The organism is Streptomyces sp. NPDC096040 (assembly GCF_040303265.1).
GTDB lineage: Bacteria > Actinomycetota > Actinomycetes > Streptomycetales > Streptomycetaceae > Streptomyces.
Window position 1 is genome coordinate 304,236 of the sequence record NZ_JBEOTA010000007.1, and the last position, 16,406, is coordinate 320,641.

Annotated in this window: 14 protein-coding genes and 1 tRNA gene; 11 read left to right on the forward strand and 4 right to left on the reverse strand. The window is 68.9% G+C overall.

All coding sequences use genetic code 11. From position 1 onward, the window contains the following. The first annotated feature begins 33 nt into the window (after positions 1-33). From desA to ABTY98_RS11995, 4 genes are read left to right on the forward strand one after another with little or no spacing between them, the layout of a single operon-like run. Positions 34-1,479: a lysine decarboxylase DesA gene (gene desA / locus ABTY98_RS11980; protein WP_352220747.1), complete on the forward strand. Its 1,446-nt coding sequence runs from the start codon at positions 34-36 to the stop codon at positions 1,477-1,479. Further along, the gene (locus ABTY98_RS11985; protein ID WP_352220748.1) at positions 1,463-2,740 is read left to right on the forward strand and encodes a lysine N(6)-hydroxylase/L-ornithine N(5)-oxygenase family protein; all 1,278 of its coding nucleotides are present in this window, start codon (positions 1,463-1,465) and stop codon (positions 2,738-2,740) included. Before desA ends, ABTY98_RS11985 begins: the two co-directional genes overlap by 17 nt. Further along, entirely contained in the window at positions 2,737-3,279 is a 543-nt protein-coding gene (locus ABTY98_RS11990; RefSeq protein WP_352220749.1) for a GNAT family N-acetyltransferase, read from the forward strand. The genes ABTY98_RS11985 and ABTY98_RS11990 overlap by 4 nt, the downstream gene beginning before the upstream one ends. Then, positions 3,276-5,045 (forward strand): IucA/IucC family protein, encoded by a 1,770-nt coding sequence (locus ABTY98_RS11995; protein WP_352220750.1) that lies wholly within the window; start codon positions 3,276-3,278, stop codon positions 5,043-5,045. The genes ABTY98_RS11990 and ABTY98_RS11995 overlap by 4 nt, the downstream gene beginning before the upstream one ends. Positions 5,046-5,121: 76 nt before the next feature. Here ABTY98_RS11995 and ABTY98_RS12000 read toward each other — a convergent pair whose 3' ends face one another. Further along, entirely contained in the window at positions 5,122-6,693 is a 1,572-nt protein-coding gene (locus tag ABTY98_RS12000) for a beta-N-acetylhexosaminidase (RefSeq protein WP_352220751.1), read from the reverse strand. Positions 6,694-6,857: 164 nt separating this feature from the next. Here ABTY98_RS12000 and ABTY98_RS12005 point away from each other — a divergent pair, with 164 nt between their 5' ends. After that, a complete protein-coding gene (locus ABTY98_RS12005; protein WP_352220752.1) occupies positions 6,858-7,715 on the forward strand; it encodes a DUF4429 domain-containing protein in 858 nt (285 codons plus the stop codon). Between the two features lie 46 nt (positions 7,716-7,761). Here the strand turns inward: ABTY98_RS12005 and ABTY98_RS12010 are convergent, their stop codons facing one another. Beyond that, entirely contained in the window at positions 7,762-9,327 is a 1,566-nt protein-coding gene (locus ABTY98_RS12010) for a purple acid phosphatase family protein (protein ID WP_352220753.1), read from the reverse strand. A 167-nt stretch (positions 9,328-9,494) separates the two neighbouring features. On the opposite strand from ABTY98_RS12010, the gene ABTY98_RS12015 reads away from it, so the two are divergent. Beyond that, positions 9,495-9,752, forward strand: coding sequence for a hypothetical protein (locus tag ABTY98_RS12015; protein ID WP_352220754.1), 258 nt, complete (start codon positions 9,495-9,497; stop codon positions 9,750-9,752). Positions 9,753-9,771: 19 nt separating this feature from the next. Further along, positions 9,772-11,589 carry a glutamine--fructose-6-phosphate transaminase (isomerizing) gene (gene glmS, locus ABTY98_RS12020; RefSeq protein ID WP_352220755.1) on the forward strand — a complete coding sequence of 606 codons (1,818 nt, stop codon included), beginning with the start codon at positions 9,772-9,774 and terminating at the stop codon, positions 11,587-11,589. 185 nt (positions 11,590-11,774) lie between these two features. Here the strand turns inward: glmS and ABTY98_RS12025 are convergent, their stop codons facing one another. Then, positions 11,775-12,341, reverse strand: coding sequence for a GPR1/FUN34/YaaH family transporter (locus ABTY98_RS12025; RefSeq protein WP_352220756.1), 567 nt, complete (start codon positions 12,339-12,341; stop codon positions 11,775-11,777). A 153-nt stretch (positions 12,342-12,494) separates the two neighbouring features. Further along, on the reverse strand, positions 12,495-13,022 hold the full coding sequence (locus ABTY98_RS12030; RefSeq protein WP_352220757.1) for a universal stress protein: 528 nt from the start codon (positions 13,020-13,022) through the stop codon (positions 12,495-12,497). Between the two features lie 348 nt (positions 13,023-13,370). Between ABTY98_RS12030 and ABTY98_RS12035 the strand changes: the two genes are divergently transcribed. The 4 genes from ABTY98_RS12035 to ABTY98_RS12050 all read left to right on the forward strand — a co-directional run bounded on the left by ABTY98_RS12035 (position 13,371) and on the right by ABTY98_RS12050 (position 16,155). Beyond that, positions 13,371-13,700, forward strand: a complete 330-nt coding sequence (locus tag ABTY98_RS12035) for a hypothetical protein (protein ID WP_352220758.1) — start codon at positions 13,371-13,373, stop codon at positions 13,698-13,700. A 377-nt stretch (positions 13,701-14,077) separates the two neighbouring features. Continuing rightward, entirely contained in the window at positions 14,078-15,247 is a 1,170-nt protein-coding gene (locus ABTY98_RS12040) for a helix-turn-helix domain-containing protein (RefSeq protein WP_352220759.1), read from the forward strand. 118 nt (positions 15,248-15,365) lie between these two features. Continuing rightward, positions 15,366-15,968, forward strand: a complete 603-nt coding sequence (gene orn, locus ABTY98_RS12045) for an oligoribonuclease (protein WP_352220760.1) — start codon at positions 15,366-15,368, stop codon at positions 15,966-15,968. 114 nt (positions 15,969-16,082) lie between these two features. Beyond that, a tRNA-His gene (locus tag ABTY98_RS12050) sits at positions 16,083-16,155 on the forward strand. The last annotated feature ends 251 nt before the right edge of the window (positions 16,156-16,406 follow it).

A 16,406-nucleotide genomic window follows, 5' to 3' on the forward strand; every position in this document is an offset into this window, starting at 1 on the left:
CCCCCGCCCGGATCGTCCCCGGAGGACCCCCCTATGCGCTCGCACCTGCTCAATGACCTCACCGCGGAGCACTACCGCCGCTCCGTGACCGAAGGAGTAGAGCGGGTGGCGGCCAAACTCGCCACCACCGACCGGCCGTTCACGGGTGTCACCGTCGACGCCCTCTCCCCGCTCATCGACGGCATCGACCTCGACCAGCCGCTGCACGACACCACCGCGGTCCTGGACGAGCTGGAGGATGTCTACCTCCGGGACGCCGTCTACTTCCACCACCCCCGCTACCTCGCCCACCTCAACTGCCCGGTGGTCATCCCGGCGGTGCTCGGCGAGGCGGTGCTCACCGCGGTCAACTCCTCCCTGGACACCTGGGACCAGTCGGCCGGCGGCACCCTCATCGAGCGGAAACTGATCGACTGGACGACCGCCCGTATCGGCCTCGGCGAGGCCGCCGACGGTGTGTTCACCTCGGGCGGCACCCAGTCCAACCTCCAGGCGCTGCTGCTGGCCCGCGAGGAGGCGAAGACCGACAGTCTGGCCGAACTGCGGATCCTCGCCTCCGAGGTCAGCCACTTCAGCGTGAGGAAGTCGGCGAAACTGCTCGGCCTCGGCCAGGACGCGGTGGTCTCCGTCCCCGTCGGCCAGGACAAGCGGATGCACACCGTCGCCCTCGCCCATGAGCTGGAGCGCTGCCGTCGTGACGGCCTCATCCCCATGGCGGTCGTCGCCACCGCCGGCACCACCGACTTCGGCTCCATCGACCCGCTGCCGGAGATCGCCGAGCTGTGCGAGCAGTACGGCGTCTGGATGCACGTGGACGCGGCCTACGGCTGCGGTCTGCTCGCCTCCCTGAAGCACCGGGACCGGATCGCCGGCATCGAGCGCGCGGACTCGGTCACCGTCGACTACCACAAGTCCTTCTTCCAGCCGGTGAGTTCGTCCGCCCTGCTGGTCCGGGACGCTTCCACCCTGCGCCACGCCACCTACCACGCGGAGTACCTCAACCCGCGCCGGATGGTCACCGAGCGCATCCCCAACCAGGTCGACAAGTCCCTGCAGACCACCCGCCGCTTCGACGCCCTCAAGCTGTGGATGACCCTGCGCACCATGGGCGCCGACGGCATCGGCGAACTCTTCGACGAGGTCTGCGACCTGGCGGCGGAGGGCTGGAAGCTGCTCGCCGCCGACCCGCGCTTCGACGTGGTCGTCGAGCCGACCCTGTCCACCCTCGTCTTCCGTTACATCCCGGCGGCCGTCACCGACCCGACCGAGATCGACCGCGCCAACCTGTACGCCCGTAAGGCCCTGTTCGCCTCCGGCGACGCCGTGGTCGCGGGCACCAAGGTCGGCGGCCGCCACCACCTCAAGTTCACCCTGCTCAATCCCGGGACCACGACGGCCGACATCGCCGCCGTCCTCGACCTGATCGCCGGCCACGCCGAGCAGTACCTGGGAGGAGAGTCCCTTGACCGCGCGTCCTGAAAGCACGTCGAAAGCCCATGACTTCGTGGGTATCGGGCTCGGTCCCTTCAACCTCGGCCTCGCCTGTCTGACCGAGCCGATCGCCGAACTGGACGGTGTCTTCCTGGACTCGAAGCCCGACTTCGAGTGGCACGCGGGGATGTTCCTCGACGGCGCCCACCTCCAGACCCCGTTCATGTCGGACCTGGTCACCCTGGCGGACCCCACCTCGCCGTACTCCTTCCTCAACTACCTGAAGGAGAAGGGCCGGCTGTACTCGTTCTACATCCGCGAGAACTTCTATCCGCTGCGGGTCGAGTACGACGACTACTGCCGCTGGGCCGCGAACAAACTGACCAACGTCCGCTTCGGCACGACCGTGACCGACGTCCGGTACGACGACGGCCTGTACGTCGTCTCCACGGCCGCCGGTGACACCTACCGCGCCCGCCGTCTGGTCCTCGGCACCGGCACCCCGCCGCACATCCCGGAGGCCTGCCAGGGCCTGGGCGGCGACTTCATCCACACCTCGCAGTACCTGCGCCACCGCGAGGTGCTCCAGTCGAAGGAGTCGATCACGCTGGTCGGCAGCGGCCAGTCCGCCGCCGAGATCTACCACGACCTGCTCGGCGAGATCGACGTCCACGGCTACCGGCTGAACTGGGTGACCCGCTCCCCGCGCTTCTTCCCCCTCGAATACACCAAGCTCACGCTGGAGATGACCAGCCCCGAGTACATCGACTACTACCACGCCCTGCCCGAGCAGACCCGCTACCGGCTCACCGCCGAGCAGAAGGGCCTGTTCAAGGGGATCGACGGCGACCTGATCAACGAGATCTTCGACCTGCTCTACCAGAAGAGCCTCGGCGGGCCGGTCCCCACCCGGCTGCTCACCAACTCCTCGCTGAACGCGTCCGCCTACGACAACGGCACCTACACCCTCTCCCTCCGCCAGGAGGAGCAGGGCAAGGACTACGAGATCGAGACCCAGGGTCTGGTCCTGGCCACCGGCTACAGGTACGCCGAGCCCGAGTTCCTCAAGCCCGTACGGGACCGACTGCGCTACGACACCCACGGCAACTTCGACGTGGCCCGCAACTACGCCGTCGACGTCACCGGCCGGGGTGTGTTCCTGCAGAACGCCAGCGTCCACACCCACAGCATCACCAGCCCCGACCTGGGCATGGGCCCCTACCGGAACGCGTACATCATCCGCGAGCTGCTCGGTTCCGAGTACTACCCGGTGGAGAAGACCATCGCCTTCCAGGAGTTCGCGATATGAGCACGATGACCACGACGTTCACCTTCCGCCCCCTCGACCCCCTCAAGGACGCCGAGCTCCTGCACCGCTGGGTGACGCACCCCAAGGCGGCCTACTGGATGATGCAGGACGCGAAACTGGAGGACGTCGAGCGGGCGTACATGGAGATCGCCGCCGACGAGCACCACCACGCGCTGCTGGGGCTCGGCGAGGACGGTGAGCCCGCCTTCCTGATGGAGCGGTACGACCCCGCCCACCGCGAGCTGGCCGGGCTGTACGAGCCCGAGCCGGGGGACGTCGGGATGCACTTCCTGGCCCCGGCCACCGACACGCCCGTACACGGCTTCACCAAGGCGGTCATCACGGCCGTGGTGGCCCACCTCTTCGAGGACCCCGCGACCCGGCGGATCGTCGTCGAGCCGGATGTGCGCAACACGGCCGTGCACGCGCTGAACGAGGCCGTCGGGTTCGTGCCCGTACGCGAGGTGCAGAAGCCGGAGAAGAAGGCGTTGCTGAGCTTCTGCACCCGGGAGCAGTTCGAGAAGGCGGTGTCCGTATGACCCTCGCGGACACGGTCGCCCATCTCTCGTCGGAGCGCTGGGAGAAGGCCAACCGGCTCCTGATACGCAAGGCGCTGGCGGAGTTCGCCCACGAGCGCCTGATCACCCCGGAGGAGGAGGGGACCGGTTACGTCGTCCGCAGCGACGACGGGCTCACCCGCTACCGCTTCACCGCCGTCCGTCGCGCCCTGGACCACTGGCAGGTGGACGCCGACTCCATCAGCCGGGCCCGCGACGGGGTCGAACTCCCCCTCGCCGCACTCGACTTCTTCATCGAGCTGAAGAAGTCCCTGGGCCTTGGCGACGAGATCCTGCCGGTCTATCTGGAGGAGATCTCCTCCACCCTCTCCGGCACCTGCTACAAGCTCACCAAGCCGCAGATACCGGCCGCCGAGCTGGCGCGGGCCGGTTTCCAGGCGATCGAGACCGGGATGACCGAGGGCCACCCCTGCTTCGTCGCCAACAACGGCCGGCTCGGCTTCGGCATCCACGAGTACCTGTCGTACGCCCCCGAGACCGCGAGCCCGGTCCGGCTGGTCTGGCTGGCGGCCCACACCTCGCGCGCCGCGTTCACCGCGGGGGTCGGCATCGAGTACGAGTCCTTCGTACGCGACGAGCTGGGCGAGGAGACCGTCGAGCGCTTCCACGGTGTCCTGCGCGACCGGGGCCTGGATCCCGCCGACTACCTCTTCATCCCGGTCCACCCCTGGCAGTGGTGGAACAAGCTCACCGTCACCTTCGCCGCCGAGATCGCGCGCGGTCACCTGGTGTGCCTGGGCGAGGGCGACGACGAGTACCTGGCCCAGCAGTCCATCCGGACCTTCTTCAACAGCAGCCACCCCGAGAAGCACTACGTGAAGACCGCCCTGTCGGTCCTCAACATGGGCTTCATGCGCGGCCTTTCGGCCGCCTACATGGAGGCCACCCCGGCGATCAACGACTGGCTGGCCCAGCTCATCGACAACGACCCGGTGCTCAGGTCCACCGGACTGTCGATCATCCGGGAGCGGGCGGCCGTGGGCTACCGGCACCTGGAGTACGAGCAGGCGACCGACCGCTACTCGCCGTACCGGAAGATGCTGGCCGCGCTCTGGCGGGAGAGCCCGGTGCCGTCCCTCCAGGAGGGCGAGTCGCTCGCGACGATGGCCTCCCTGCTCCATGTGGACCACGAGGGCGCGTCCTTCGCGGCCGCGCTGATCGAGCGGAGCGGACTGACCCCGAAGGACTGGCTGCGGGCCTATCTGAAGGCCTACTTCACCCCGCTCCTGCACAGCTTCTACGCCTACGACCTGGTGTTCATGCCGCACGGCGAGAATGTCATCCTGGTCCTGAAGGACGGCGTGGTCCAGCGGGCGGTCTACAAGGACATCGCCGAGGAGATCGCGGTCATGGACCCGGACGCGGTGCTGCCGCCGACGGTCGAGCGGCTGCGCGTCGAGGTCCCCGAGGACAAGAAACTCCTCTCCGTCTTCACGGATGTCTTCGACTGCTTCTTCCGCTTCCTCGCGGCGAACCTCGCGGCCGAAGGGGTCCTGGAGGAGGACGACTTCTGGCGGACGGTCGCCGAGGTCACCCGTGAGTACCAGGAGTCGGCGCCCGAACTCGCCGACAGGTTCGCGCAGTACGACATGTTCGCGCCCGAGTTCGCGCTGTCCTGCCTCAACCGGCTCCAGCTGCGCGACAACAGGCAGATGGTGGACCTGGCGGACCCGTCGGGCGCCCTCCAGCTGGTCGGAACCCTGAAAAATCCCGTCGCGGGGTTCTGATCCAGGCAGACGGGCTCCCCCGAGTACGGTCCTCGGGGGAGCCCGCCGGTCTTCCTGGTCCCGCTTGTTCTTCAGCTTACTTCGCAGGCCAGGGCACCTGCGAAGAGCGGTAGCAGTCGATTCCGAGAGCGTCCCAGCGGGGCGCCTGCGCGGCGAGCCGCACCCTGTAGGCGTCCCAGTCGTGGCTCGCGGCCGGCGACCAGCCCAGCTCCGCCACCCCGGGCAGCCGCGGGAAGGCCATGTAGTCGATGTCGGCGTTGGTCACGATGGTCTCGGTCCACAGCGGCGCCTCGACGCCCCGGACGGCCGAACCAGGCACTCCAGGAAGGTAGTTGCCCGGATCCCAGTCGTACGACCGCTTCACCTCGACCAGACCGGCCCAGTCCTGGCCGAGCGGGGTGTCCTCGGCGTATTTCATGTCGAGGTAGACCCGGTCGGCGGGCGAGAGGATCAGCCCGGTGCCGTGCTGGGCGGCCTTGACCACCTGGGCCTTCTCGTCCGCACTGGTGTCGTCCAGCCCCCAGTACTGGGCGATGGCCCCGGGCGCCGGGTGCGCGCCGGTCAGCTGGTGCCAGCCGATCACCGTCTTGCCGTACTCGGCGACGATCGGCTGCACCCGGTCCATGAAGGCCACATAGTCCTCGTGGCTGGTGGAGTGTGCCTCGTCGCCGCCGATGTGGAGATAGCGGCCCGGGGTGAGGGCGGCCAGTTCGCGGATGACGTCGTCCGCGAAGTCGTACGTCACCTGCTTCGACGCGCACAGCGAGCTGAAGCCGACCTCCGTGCCGGTGTACAGCGGCGGTGCGGTGCCGTCGCAGTTCAGGTCGGCGTAGGAGGCGAGGGCCGCGTTGGTGTGCCCGGGCATGTCGATCTCGGGGACGACTTCGAGATAGCGGGAGGCGGCGTAGCGGACGATCTCCCGGTAGTCGGCCTTGGTGTAGTGGCCGCCCTTGCCGCCGCCGACCTGGGTGGAGCCGCCGTAGGCCGCCAGGCGTGGCCAGGAGTCGATGGCGATGCGCCAGCCCTGGTCGTCGCTGAGGTGCAGATGCAGCTCGTCGATCTTGTAGAGGGCCAACTCGTCGATGTAGCGCTCGACCTGGGCCACGGTGAAGAAGTGCCGGGAGACGTCGAGCATCGCACCCCGGTAGGCGTAGCGGGGGCGGTCGGTGATGGTGCCGCCCGCGACCAGCCAGGGGCCGGGCTGCGCGGTGTCCTTCTCGACGGCCGCCGGGAGCAGCTGGCGCAGGGTCTGGACGCCGTGGAAGAGGCCGGCGGGTTCGGCGGCGGTGAGGGTGACGCCGTCGCGGCCACTGTCGAGGCGGTAGCCCTCGGCGCCGAACGGGCCTTTTGCCAGACGGAGTTGGATGCCCGAGCCGCCATGGGTGGCCAGGGGCAGCCGGTAGCCGGTCGACGGGCGCAGCAGGTCCGCGAGGTACTCGGCGACCCGGCGGGCCTCCCGGGAGCCGTCGACCCGGATGGCGGTGCCGCGGGTGATGCGGTACGGCACTCCGCCCGCCTTGACCGAGGCGGGCGCCGGGACGACCCGGTCCAGCGGGGCCGGCGCGGGCGTCGGTGTCGCCGGGGTCGCGCCGACCGTGAAGGTACCGGCCGCCGCGACCAGCAGCAGGGACCCGAGGACGCGGGCCATGCGGGGAGTACGGGAGGTGCGGGAAGTCCGGGGAGTCGTTCTGTGGTGCCGTCTCACGTGCGCTCCCTTCGAGGAACTCGGTGCAGGGGCCTCGGCCGAGGATGCACCACGGGGCGGGATTGGTCGAGACCACCCGGCGATACTCCCGGTGGAACAATCCTCGCATGGCGGAAATCATCCAGAAGGACGGCATCTGGGCCTTCGGCGGAGACGCCCTGCGGCTGACCCCCGGCCGGGACAAGAACGTCAGTGTGCTGCGCCGGACGCTGGGTGAACTGGACGTCCCGCTGGGTGCGCTGGCGGGGATCTCGTTCGAGCAGGGCCCTAGGTCGGGGCGGCTGAGGCTGCGGCTGCGGGACGGCGCCGATCCGCTGCTGCACGCCACCGGTGGCCGTCTCGCCGAGACCCACGACCCGTATCAGCTGGCCGTGGAGCCGGACCGGTACGGCGTCGCCGAGTACTTCACGGACGAGGTGCGTGACGCGCTGCTGCTGGAGCAGGTTCCGAACACGCCGGTGAACGGGTATCTGCTGCCGGGTCCGCGGCTGCCGTTGTCGGTCTCCGCCGGGGACGGCACGGCCGGCTTCGACGGGGAGCGGGTGCGGCTGGAGTGGAACTGGAAGACGGAGGACACGAAGGCCGCCGCCGGTCCCCGCACGCTGGCCCTGGCGGACATCCTGGCCGTGGAGTGGCAGCCCTCCGCCGGGCTGGAGAACGGCCATCTGCGGTTCCGGGTGCGCGGCGCGCCGGCCAGGGTACGGGCCAAGTACGACCCCAACGCGGTGGAGCTGTGGGGGTTCAAGCGGGATCCGCTGATGGCGCTGGTCGCGGCGGCGGTGCAGGCGCGGCTGCCGCATCCGTCGACGGCCGTACCGCCTGCGCCCCCGGCGGTGGAGGAGCCCGAGGCCGATCATGACGCGCTGCTGCGGCGCCTGCGCGAACTGGGTGAGCTGCATCGCGAGGGTGTGCTCACGGACGAGGAGTTCGCGATGGCCAAACAGGCGGTCCTCAAACGCATGTGAGGACCGCCTGCGGGTGCCTTACGCCCTGCCTTCCGGGCGTAGGCCCTTACTTGGCCTTGCGGGCCACCGTGAAGTGGTCGATGCGGTCGCCGGTCTCGGCGATGCCCGACACCTTCAGCTTGGCGTACTGGCCGCGCGGCGCGGGCTCGACGTCCACGCGCAGGAACGAGTAGTTGAGGTAGCGCACCCGGGACCAGGTGACGGTCTCGTTGACCTTGCCGTCCTTTGTGTTGATGAAGGAGGCGACGGAGTCGACCTCGTTCAGGTGGCCCTCGTAGGAGTCCGGCGCGGTGAACGCGTAGAGGCTGCGGCCGGCCGCGCCCGCGGTGACGTAGACGACACCCTCGGTCTCGGAGTAGGCCGTCTCGCCGATCGGGAGCTTCTTGACGACCTGGTTGCCCTTGATGACGTCGGTGCGCTCGTACTGGTGGTTGTGGCCGTTGATGACCAGGTCCACCGTGTACTTCTCGAACAACGGCACCCACTCCTGTCGCACGCCCCCCTCCGAGGCGTGCGCCGTGGAGGTGCAGTAGGCGCAGTGGTGGAAGAACACGACGATGAAGTCGATGTCCTTCGAGGCGCGGAACTTCCTCAGCTGCCCCTCGAACCACGTGGTCTGCGTGCCGCCCGAGATGCCCAGGTTCGCCGGGATCTCGAAGGAGACGTCGTTCGGGTCCAGCGAGATGATCGCCGTGTTGCCGTGGACGAAGGAGTAGACGCCCGGCAGGTTCTTCTTGTCCGGCCCGTTGTCGGGCAGGGTGAAGCGGGCCTCCTCGCCGCCGTAGCCGTTCGGCGAGTACCAGGCCTCCATGTCGTGGTTGCCGTACGACACCATCCACGGCACCGACTTGGCGACCGACTCGGTCTGGGCCAGGAACTGGTCCCAGGTGCGGGAGTCGAAGACCGTGTCCGAGGCCTTGCCCTGGCCGGCCGGGTCGCCGTAGGCGATGTCACCGGCGTGCAGGTGGAAGCTCGGGTTCTGGCCGAGGATCAGGCTGTCGTTGGCCAGGGCGTGGTAGCTGACGCCCTGGTCGCCGAAGGCCGTGAAGGTGAACGGCTCCTTGTGCGAGGGCGCGGTGGTGAAGGTGCCTATGGTGCCCGCGAACTGCGTGGCGGCCGGGTCGAAGCCGTCGTGGCCGACGCCGTAGAAGTAGGTGCGGCCCGGCTTGAGGTTGGCCAGCTTGGCGTGCACGTAGTACTGGGTGTGGTCGCCGCTCGCGCCGACCCCTGCCGGGGTGTAGAGGGAGCGGATCTCGGCCGGGATCCTGACCGAGAGGTGCGAGGCGTGGGTGCCGATCCGGACGAACGGCTTCTTCACCGCGACCGGAACCTGCCAGGAGATCGTCATCTCCGTGCTGGCGTCGTTACCGTAGGCGAGGTGACGACCGAACGGCGCCACGAAGGCGCCGTCGACGTACTCGGTGGCCGGGGCGGACGACCGGGTGGGAACGGCGGCCTGCGCGGTGCCGCCCAGCACGAAGGAGCCGCCCGTGACAGCGCCGACCGTGACGGCGCCGCCTCTGATCACCGAGCGCCGGGAGAACTTGGCGCGGAGGTACTCGTGCTGCTCGGCCAGGCTCATACGCTCGGCCAGCTGTTCGGGTACTCCCATACGAGGAATGTCCATGGCGTCTGAACATCGACTTCACAAGCAACGTGGCGCAAGACACAGGATGGACAGGCTACGAACAGAACCCCATATAAGAGATTCAACAGGCCGTTGCCCGGAATCGGGCAGGATTCTTGCGTAACCGCTGTCCCGTACTCCAGGATCTACGGGTGCACGACGAACTGGTTGATCATCTGACGCGGTCCACGCTCCTGAGCCGGGGCGAGGCGCTGCGGGTGATACAGGACGTGCTCGCCTACTTCGACGAGACTGCCGGGGACTACGTCCGGCGCCGCCACCGCGAACTGCAGGCGGAAGGCCTGGTGAACGCGGAGATCTTCGAACGGATCGAGGCGGATCTGAAGTACAGGGCGGTCGCCCCGCCGGAGCTCACCCTCCGGCAACTGCGCCGCATGGTCTACGGCTAGGAATACGGAACACCTATATATGTGCGGAATTGTCGGATACATCGGTAAGCGTGATGTGGCTCCCCTTCTCCTCGAGGGGCTACAGCGGCTGGAATACCGCGGCTACGACTCGGCGGGCATCGTCGTCACCTCGCCGAAGGCGGCGGGCCTGAAGATGGTCAAGGCCAAGGGCCGGGTCCGGGACCTGGAGGCCAAGGTACCGGCGCGCTTCAAGGGCACCACCGGTATCGCCCACACCCGCTGGGCCACCCACGGCGCCCCCTCCGACGTGAACGCCCACCCGCACATGTCGGCCGACCAGAAGGTCGCCGTCGTCCACAACGGCATCATCGACAACGCCTCCGACCTCCGCCGCAAGCTGGAGGCGGACGGCGTCGAGTTCCTCTCCGAGACCGACACCGAGGTCCTCGTCCACCTCGTCGCCCGCTCCCAGGCGGAGACCCTGGAGGAGAAGGTCCGCCAGGCCCTGCGCCTGATCGAGGGCACCTACGGCATCGCGGTGATGCACGCCGACTTCCCCGAGCGCATCGTGGTGGCCAGGAACGGCTCCCCGGTCGTCCTCGGCATCGGCGACAAGGAGATGTTCGTCGCCTCCGACATCGCGGCCCTGGTCACCCACACCCGCCAGATAGTGACTCTGGACGACGGCGAGATGGCCACCCTCAAGGCCGACGACTTCCGGACCTACACCACCGAGGGCACCCGGACGACGGCCGAGCCGACCACCGTGGAGTGGGAGGCCGAGTCATACGACATGGGCGGCCACGACACCTACATGCACAAGGAGATCTTCGAGCAGCCCGACGCGGTCGACCGCGTGCTGCGCGGCCGGATCGACGACCGCTTCTCCACCGTGCACCTCGGCGGCCTCAACCTGGACGCCCGCGACGCGCGTGCCGTGCGCCGCGTGAAGATCCTCGGCTGCGGCACCTCGTACCACGCGGGCATGATCGGCGCCCAGATGATCGAGGAGCTGGCCCGTATCCCCGCGGACGCCGAGCCCGCCTCCGAGTTCCGCTACCGCAACCCGGTCGTCGACCCCGACACCCTCTACATCGCGGTCTCCCAGTCCGGTGAGACGTACGACGTCCTCGCCGCCGTCCAGGAGCTGAAGCGCAAGGGCGCGCGGGTGCTGGGCGTGGTGAACGTGGTCGGCTCGGCGATCGCCCGCGAGGCGGACGGCGGCATGTACGTGCACGCCGGGCCGGAGGTCTGCGTCGTCTCGACGAAGTGCTTCACCAACACCACGGTCGCCTTCGCACTCCTCGCCCTGCACCTGGGCCGCATCCGGGACCTCTCGGTCCGCGACGGCAAGCGGGTCATCGACGGCCTGCGCAGGCTGCCCGCCCAGATCGCCGAGATCCTCGACCAGGAGGCGGAGATCGAGAAGCTGGCGAAGGAGTACGCCGACGCCCGCTCGATGCTCTTCATCGGCCGCGTCCGGGGCTACCCGGTGGCCCGCGAGGCCTCCCTGAAGCTCAAGGAGGTCTCCTACATCCACGCGGAGGCCTATCCGGCGTCCGAGCTGAAGCACGGCCCGCTGGCCCTGATCGAGCCGGCGCTCCCCACGGTGGCGATCGTCCCCGACGACGACCTCCTGGAGAAGAACCGCGCGGCCCTGGAGGAGATCAAGGCCCGCAGCGGCAAGATCCTCGCGGTGGCCCACCAGCACCAGGAGAAGGCGGACCGCACGATCGTCGTCCCGAAGAACGAGGACGAACTCGACCCCATCCTGATGGGCATCCCCCTCCAACTCCTCGCGTACCACACGGCAAAGGCCCTGGGCAGGGACATCGACAAGCCGAGGAACCTGGCGAAGTCGGTGACGGTTGAATAGGTTTTTCTCGCCCCGACGGCCGTAGCGACAATTGGGTAACCCCCACGGCGAGCAACCAGGTCCGCGAGAGCGGCGCCGGTTCAGGCGCAAAAAGGGGAACGGACCCCTAGGTGGGCCACCGGCCACCAAGGGGTCCGCTCCATATGTCGCCGGGGACGCCCAACTCCCCGGCGTCGGCTGCCATATCAGCCGTGGGCCGTCACCCCCCGACCGGCAGCCCGCCTGGGAAGGACCGTGGGCCAGTGCGCGAGCGCGGCCGTCGCGGCGTACCAGGCCACCGCCCCCGCCGCCGCGGCGACCCAGCCGCCCACCTTGACCAGCGAGGAGCTGTCGGCGAAGTTCGCGACAGCGAGCAGCAGCATCGACAGGAACAGCAGCCCGTGCATGGCCTGTCCGAGCGTGTCGCCGCCCGCGAGGGTCAACGACAGTGCCACCAGGGCGAAGAGGACCAGGAAGAGCCCGGCCGCGTTGGCCGAGGCGTTGCCGCCGGACGAGACGGCCCAGGTGAACCAGAGGGCGCCGAGGGCCACATAGCCCGTGCCGTTCACGGTGTCACGGTCACGGAAGGCCAGCAGGCCGACGAGGAAGAGGGCGACTCCGCCCACGTAGTGGGCGACTGACACGGCGTCGGACGTGGTGACGCCGTCGATCACGCCGGTGGTGCCGAGGCCGAACGCCAACAGGGTGATCCCCAGGGCGAGTCGGCCGGCCACGGTAGTGGTTCCGCTTCCCGCAGAGACGTCATTGTCCACGGCGGGCTCCCTTCATGCTTGTGCAGTTGCGCGCGGTGACCGATATATGCCCTTCACAAGGGCACAAACACCTCTACGCGCGAGTAGATTTACGCACGGCACAAAGGGAGCCGGACCGTTCCCACGGCGCATCTCACCTGGGAGAAGGCGGAGTTACGGAATGACAACGACGGGCCGCTTGGCCCGCTTGGCGAGTCTGCCCGCGACGGAGCCGAAGATCCGCCCGACGATCCCGTGGGTCGAGCCCACGACGATCGCGTCGGCCTCGTACTCCTGCCCCACCTCTTCGAGTTCGTGGCAGATGTCACCGCCGCGCTCGACGAGGATCCAGGGCACCTCGGCCAGGTAGTCGGCGCAGGCGAGTTCGAGACCGAGCACCTCGGTACGGTGGTCGGGCACGTCGACGAAGACGGGTGGCTCGCAGCCGGCCCACACGGTGGTCGGCAGTCGGTTGGCGACATGGACGATGATCAGCCCCGCGCGGGAGCGATGTGCCATCCCGATCGCGTAGGCGAGGGCGCGCTCACTGGAGGTGGAGCCGTCGAAGCCGACGACCACTCCGTGTTTGAAGGCGGGGTCGCAGGAAGGGCGTGGCTCTTCCGCCGCCAGCGCATCGGCCGCCGTGGGGTCGGCGACCGGCCGCTTGCGGTCCGCTGGATCGAAGAATTCGTGACCGGCCATGGCTGTCTCGGCGTTGTGATCCTTTGTGGGAGGGACGACAGTGTGCGGCGGAGCTGTGTCCGGGAAACATCTTCCCAACCCCATACCCCCAAGGGTACGGCGGCACGCCTCCTCAGCCCAGATCCCGCGCACTCTCCGTAGGGGACCGTCCCCGGAGTCGGTTAGGGGTTCCAGGGAGCATGCACGAGCCGCGCCCGTAACGCAATGGTTGCTGCCCCGTACAGGCGGTTTGCACAGGATTCGGACAGGCGCTGGACCCACGCACGGTGACCGACCGCTCGAACACGCGTTGAACCCCGGAGAGGTACCACCAGGGAGCCGGCAGGAGCACCAGCCAGGGAGACACACATGTCCGGACCGCGCGCGAAACCCCGCCCGCGCCCCGCCCAGGACACCACGGGTGACGTCGTCCGCTGGGCCGCGTTCTCCTGCGTCCTCGTCCCCGTGGTGCTCCTCTGGTACGGCACCTCGCTGGCCGGCACCGCCGGCACCGCCCTCGGGCTGGCCGCCGTGACCGCCGTATGCCGGTACCTGCTGCGCCGCTCGGAGCGCGGGAGGGCACAGGGGACACGCCACGGAACACGCCACGCAGCGCCGCACCGGACCCCGCACCGGGCACCCCGCGGAGCAGGCCGGGGAGGCGGACGTCACACTAGGGGCACTACACCGGTCGACTGACCGGTTTCCGCGCACGGGAACGCTTCTTTTCAGCCAACTTCCCGACCCTGCGCAAGAGGGGCCCCGACCACCCCCCAACCCCCGTTCCACCTGCACGGAAAGGGTCCAGGGGACCCTCCACACCCTACGCGGTTTGGCCACTGCCACGAGGCGTACTTCCCTGCACGGCCCGTGAGTGCAACGCTTCGTGATCGAATGCTTCACGCCAAGTTGTCATGTCGACAATCTACGGCGTGTCGAACTGGTCACCGCGAGACCGCGGAAACCAGTAGATTCGATCTTGACGTCTTACGGCGGGGGACTCGTGCAGGACCGAGGGGAAACGTGCAGGAGCGACACAACCGAGGAGCCGCGACCACCGAGGGGGGCTTAGCAGGATGAGCCACGACTCCACTGCCGCGCCGGAAGCCGCGGCCCGGAAACTCTCCGGGCGACGCCGCAAGGAGATCGTCGCGGTGCTGCTGTTCAGCGGCGGCCCCATCTTCGAGAGTTCCATACCACTGTCGGTGTTCGGGATAGACCGCCAGGACGCCGGAGTGCCGCGCTACCGACTGCTGGTGTGCGGTGGTGAGGAAGGCCCGCTGCGGACCACAGGGGGCCTGGAACTCACCGCGCCGCATGGCCTGGAGGCGATCTCACGCGCCGGCACGGTCGTCGTACCGGCCTGGCGTTCGATCACCGCGCCACCGCCCGAAGAAGCCCTGGACGCGCTGCGCCGCGCCCATGAGGAAGGGGCCCGCATAGTCGGGCTGTGCACCGGCGCGTTCGTACTGGCCGCCGCCGGACTGTTGGACGGCCGCCCGGCCACCACCCACTGGATGTACGCGCCGACGCTGGCCAAGCGCTATCCGTCGGTGCACGTCGACCCACGCGAACTGTTCGTGGACGACGGCGACGTCCTGACGTCCGCCGGTACGGCGGCCGGAATCGACCTCTGTCTCCACATCGTGCGGACGGACCACGGCAACGAGGCGGCCGGTGCGCTCGCCCGGCGCCTGGTGGTCCCGCCCCGCCGCTCCGGCGGTCAGGAGCGCTACCTCGATCGATCTTTACCAGAGGAGATCGGCGCCGACCCGCTCGCCGAGGTCGTCGCCTGGGCGCTGGAGCACCTCCACGAGCAGTTCGACGTGGAGACACTGGCGGCACGCGCGTACATGAGCCGCCGGACCTTCGACCGCCGCTTCCGCTCGCTGACCGGTAGCGCCCCGCTGCAGTGGCTGATCACGCAACGGGTGCTCCAGGCGCAGCGCCTGCTGGAGACGTCGGACTACTCGGTGGACGAGGTGGCGGGCCGCTGCGGCTTCCGCTCCCCCGTCGCCCTGCGCGGCCACTTCCGGCGCCAGCTGGGTTCGTCCCCGGCGGCGTACCGGGCGGCCTACCGGGCACGCCGGCCGCAGTCCGACCGCCCCGACACCCCGGAACCGGCACCGCTGCCACCGACGGGCCCGCTGATCCAGTACCCCGAGGGGGTACTGCCGATGCAGACCCGCAGGACAGCGGCGGTAGGCCTGTCGCCCAGCCTGCCGGGCCCGCGCACCGGCAGCTGACGTCCCACCGGCCCACCCGACCCGCTCGGGTGGGCCGCGGCCATGCCTTCCCGGCCCGGGAAGCCTCGGCGCCGACCGCGGGGGCCACAAAAGCTGACGTCAGCTTTAGGGTGGTCGCATGAACGATCGCATGGTGTGGATCGACTGCGAGATGACCGGCCTCTCGCTGTCCGACGACGCGCTCATCGAGGTGGCCGTACTGGTCACCGACTCCGAGCTGAACGTGCTCGGCGAGGGCGTGGACATCGTCATCCGTCCGCCGGCCAAGGCACTGGAGACGATGCCGGAGGTGGTGCGGCAGATGCACACCACGTCAGGCCTGCTCGACGAGCTGGCCGGCGGCACGACGCTCGCCGAGGCCGAGGAGCGGGTCCTGGCCTATGTACGGGAACACGTGAAGGAACCGAGCAGGGCCCCGCTGTGCGGCAACTCCGTCGGCACCGACCGCGGCTTCCTGTCCCGGGACATGCCGGCCCTGGAGGGATACCTCCACTACCGGATCGTCGACGTGTCCAGCGTCAAGGAGCTGGCCCGGCGCTGGTATCCGCGGGCGTACTTCAACAGCCCGGAGAAGAACGGCAACCACCGCGCCCTCGCCGACATCCGCGAGTCGATCGCCGAACTGCGCTACTACCGCGAGGCCATCTTCGTACCGCAGCCCGGCCCGGACTCGGACACCGCGAAGGCGATCGCGGCCAAGCACGTCCTGCCTGCGGAATAGGCGTCCAGGAGGCCCCTGAAGGGGCCCCCGGAAAGCCGTGCGCGAGCACCCCTTCGGACCCTGTACACTTTTTCTCGGCCGGTCGGAGAAACCACAGAATCACCGCCGGTCGTGGTGGGTGTAGCTCAGCTGGTAGAGCACCTGGTTGTGGTCCAGGATGTCGCGGGTTCGAGTCCCGTCACTCACCCTTGTATGACAGGCCCCTGACCTGTGGAAACGCAAGTCAGGGGCCTGCTTGTCGTTTGGCCACGGCCGAACTACGGCCCATGCACCCGGAATTCGAGCCGCCCGGGAAGAAGCGATAGCCGTAAGTCCGCATGGAATCTCACTCAACGCATGCGTCCAGTCGCAGACTGTGCGGTTTCTGTGCATCGATCCGCCGGTGAGTGACGGGACCTGATCAGGGACGAAGGACGCGAGGAGGGCAGTGGTGCTGCG

What these genes read in the sequence shown, in the direction of transcription:
- ABTY98_RS12005 (WP_352220752.1), top strand. Translation starts at nt 6,858, where the DNA reads ATGGCGGAAATCATCCAGAAGGACGGCATCTGGGCCTTCGGCGGAGAC.
- glmS (WP_352220755.1), top strand. Translation starts at nt 9,772, where the DNA reads ATGTGCGGAATTGTCGGATACATCGGTAAGCGTGATGTGGCTCCCCTT.
- ABTY98_RS12010 (WP_352220753.1), bottom strand. Translation starts at nt 9,327, where the DNA reads ATGGGAGTACCCGAACAGCTGGCCGAGCGTATGAGCCTGGCCGAGCAG.
- desA (WP_352220747.1), top strand. Translation starts at nt 34, where the DNA reads ATGCGCTCGCACCTGCTCAATGACCTCACCGCGGAGCACTACCGCCGC.
- ABTY98_RS11990 (WP_352220749.1), top strand. Translation starts at nt 2,737, where the DNA reads ATGAGCACGATGACCACGACGTTCACCTTCCGCCCCCTCGACCCCCTC.
- ABTY98_RS12035 (WP_352220758.1), top strand. Translation starts at nt 13,371, where the DNA reads ATGTCCGGACCGCGCGCGAAACCCCGCCCGCGCCCCGCCCAGGACACC.
- ABTY98_RS12040 (WP_352220759.1), top strand. Translation starts at nt 14,078, where the DNA reads ATGAGCCACGACTCCACTGCCGCGCCGGAAGCCGCGGCCCGGAAACTC.
- ABTY98_RS12030 (WP_352220757.1), bottom strand. Translation starts at nt 13,022, where the DNA reads ATGGCCGGTCACGAATTCTTCGATCCAGCGGACCGCAAGCGGCCGGTC.
- ABTY98_RS11995 (WP_352220750.1), top strand. Translation starts at nt 3,276, where the DNA reads ATGACCCTCGCGGACACGGTCGCCCATCTCTCGTCGGAGCGCTGGGAG.
- ABTY98_RS12000 (WP_352220751.1), bottom strand. Translation starts at nt 6,693, where the DNA reads ATGGCCCGCGTCCTCGGGTCCCTGCTGCTGGTCGCGGCGGCCGGTACC.
- orn (WP_352220760.1), top strand. Translation starts at nt 15,366, where the DNA reads ATGAACGATCGCATGGTGTGGATCGACTGCGAGATGACCGGCCTCTCG.